3 protein-coding genes and 1 pseudogene are annotated in these 2989 nt (G+C 70.4%); 3 read left to right on the top strand and 1 reads right to left on the bottom strand.

From position 1 onward, the window contains the following. From OEY_RS28135 to OEY_RS0107350, 3 genes and pseudogenes are all read left to right on the top strand, one after another. Positions 1 to 336 (top strand): annotated as a pseudogene (locus OEY_RS28135) (hydroxylase); the annotation flags it as partial. A gap of 27 nt (positions 337 to 363) precedes the next feature. After that, positions 364 to 1272, top strand: coding sequence for a biphenyl-2,3-diol 1,2-dioxygenase (bphC, locus tag OEY_RS0107345; protein ID WP_010593244.1), 909 nt, complete (start codon positions 364 to 366; stop codon positions 1270 to 1272). A 180-nt stretch (positions 1273 to 1452) separates the two neighbouring features. Next, positions 1453 to 2178, top strand: coding sequence for an IclR family transcriptional regulator (locus OEY_RS0107350; protein ID WP_010593245.1), 726 nt, complete (start codon positions 1453 to 1455; stop codon positions 2176 to 2178). A 37-nt stretch (positions 2179 to 2215) separates the two neighbouring features. Here the strand turns inward: OEY_RS0107350 and OEY_RS0107355 are convergent, their stop codons facing one another. Then, on the bottom strand, positions 2216 to 2860 hold the full coding sequence (locus OEY_RS0107355; RefSeq protein ID WP_010593246.1) for a PadR family transcriptional regulator: 645 nt from the start codon (positions 2858 to 2860) through the stop codon (positions 2216 to 2218). Between the last annotated feature and the right edge of the window lie 129 nt (positions 2861 to 2989).

Below are 2989 nucleotides of genomic sequence, written 5' to 3' on the forward strand. Positions count from 1 at the left end.
GTCGCCGATCTGCGGGCCGCGCGCGACTCGCTGCTGTCGAACGTCGACCGGATCTGGGATCTCGTCGACTCGGGGCGGACCCCGACGTTCGAGCAGCGCGCCGCGAGCCGGCAGACCCAGGTCCAGGCGGCGTGGCGGGCGGTGAATGCGATCGACCGCATCTACCCGCGCTGCGGCGGGAACGCGCTGCGGATGGACAAGCCCCTGCAGCGGTTCTGGCGCGACGCCCACGCCGGCCTGCACCACGCGATCCACCAGCCGGGCACGGTGCTGCACGCCGCGACCCTCAGCCGCCTCGGCGCCGAACCGCAGGGCCCCCTGCGGGCGATGATCTGACCGATTCGACTCGAACTGGGAGACACAGTGTCCGACATCAAGGGTTTGGGCTACATCAGGATTCAGACGAACGACATGGACCGGTGGCGGACCTTCGCGTTCGACGTCCTCGGGTTCGCCGAGGGGTCGGGACCGGAACCCGACGCCCTGTACCTGCGCATGGACGAGCGCCCGGGCCGTGTCGTGGTCGTGCCGGGAGACAGCGACCGGGTGGTCGACGTGGCATGGGAGGTGCGCGACCACGCGGCCCTGACGCGGGTGCGGCGCGTCGTGGAGGCCGCCGGCGTCGCCGTGAAAGCCCTCTCGGTCGACGAGGCGGACGCCCGGCGCGTCGAGGAGGTGATCGCCTTCCAGGACCCCTCCGGCACCTCCGTCGAGGTGTTCCACGGCCCCGCCCTCGACCACAGTCCGGTGGTCACGCCGCACGGTGCCCGGTTCGTCACGGGCGCACAGGGTCTCGGGCACGTCGTACTTCCGGTCACCGATCCGGACGCCACGTTCGGGTTCTACACCGAGGTGCTCGGGTTCCTGCCCCGCGGCGCCTTCCGCCTGCCGGCTCCTCCCGAGGCCGGTCCGATGCGCATCCGGTTCCTCGGGGTGAACCAGCGGCACCACAGCCTTGCACTCATGCCCGTCCCCGCAGGCAAGGACCCCGGCCTGATCCACATCATGGTGGAGGTCGACACCCTCGACGCCGTCGGCCGGGCTCTCGACCGGGTGACGCGGGAGGGGTATTCCGTCTCGTCGACGCTGGGACGGCACACCAACGACAAGATGGTGTCCTTCTACGTCCGTGCCCCCGGCGGCTGGGACATCGAGTACGGCACCGACGGGACGGCGGTCGACGAGCGGTACTACACCGCGGAGGAGATCACCGCCGACAGCTACTGGGGTCACGACTGGTCCGGAAGCGAACCGCTCGGGGTGATGTCCTGATCGCCGCGACGGCCGGGTGATCCGTCACCCCCGGGACGTCGACCGCGGTGCCCCGCACGGTGACCGTGCGGGGCACCGCCACGCCCGGATCGGTGACGCACTTCACAACGAGGCCGCGATGTGACACTATTTCGAATCGAAATAGCCAGCTCATCAGCCGAAAATGAGTGAGGAGCACCCGTGCCGACTCCCGCCGCCCCCGCCACCCCCAGTGCTGTCATCGACCGTGTGGGCCTCGTCCTCGACGCCTTCGACGAGACCGGGCGGCTGACGCTCGCCCAGATCGTCCGTCGCACCGGCCTCCCCCGCTCGTCGGCGCACCGCATCCTCGAGCGCCTGGTCGACCTGCGATGGTTGCGACGCGACGGCCGCGAGTACGCACTCGGGCTGCGGCTGATGGAACTCGGTTCCCTCGCCGTGCACCAGGACGGCCTGTGCGCCGCCGCGCGTCCCCACCTGCACGAGCTGCACCGAGCCACCGGACTCGTCGTCCACCTCGCAGTCCTCGACGGCACCGACGTCGTCTACCTCGACAAGCTCGGGGGACGTCTGGACAGCGCCGTCCCGACCCGCATCGGTGGGCGCCGGCCGGCACCGCATGCCGCCCTGGGCAAGGCGCTGCTCGCCTACGCCGGGGCCCAGGGCACCGAGTTCGAACGCATCCGGGAGACAGGGGTGGCCTACGAACGCGGACAGGCCGTGCCGGGGCTGGGGTGCATCGCCGTGCCCGTCGGTCCGGTCGGCGCGGCTCCCGCAGCGGTCTCCGTGTGCGGGCCGTTGCAGCACATGCCGTTCGATCACCGGCTCAGTGGGCGCGTCCGCTTGGCAGCGACCGCGACCTGGCGCGGATACGACCGGCAGCGCTTCCCCGCCACGTCCCGAAGCCCCCGGCTGCGCTCTGCGTGACCACCATCGGCGCCTGATCCCTATCGGCGCCCGACCCCTACCCGGCGGGTCCCGATCCGTCGTCGTCCTCGTCGTGGGCGCTCAGCATCTGTTCCACTGTGCGCCAGCCACCCCGCCGCCGCGGATGGGGAACACCGTTCTCGTCGATGTCGCTGCGCGCGAATCGCGCTGCCGCTTCGTCGATCTCGTCGAGCAGCTCCTCGAACAGACCGATCTCCGCACGAAAGTACCGCTCGGACCAGCGCAGGCTCAGCAACGGGAACGCCCAGCTCGGTTCCACGTCCGAATGGTCCGCGTAGTCCCGGACGCGCCCGAGGTTCTCCTCGAGGTTGGCGATGTGATCCCGCACGATCGACTTCAACTTCTCGGGTTCGTTGAGGTGACCCAGGTACATGCGCAACATCACCCCGTGCTTGAGCACCGGGGCCTCGACCGGGGCCTCCCGCGACCATGCCCGGACCGCCCCCACCCCGGTCGGCGTGATCGAGTAGACGCGCCGGCTGCGGGCCCCCGGCTCGGAGATCGATCGCGACCGCACGAAGCCCAGCTTCTCGAGCTTCTTCAGCTCCCCGTACACCTGGCTGACCGACGGACTCCAGTAGAAGAAGCTCAGGCTCCAATCCGCCCACTTCTTCACGTCGTTGCCCGTCATCTCCTCCCCCAGCGCCAGAACCCCCAGCACCGCCCAACTCGTCGCGGGTAGACCGGGATACGCGGCAGGAGCGGAATCGGACACCCCGCGAGCCTAACAACCCCACGACCCGCGACCACCTGCGCCGATCTCCCGCTCCGCGGGCTGCGCCGATGTCCC

The organism is Rhodococcus sp. P14 (assembly GCF_000256505.1).
Lineage (GTDB): Bacteria > Actinomycetota > Actinomycetes > Mycobacteriales > Mycobacteriaceae > Rhodococcus > Rhodococcus ruber.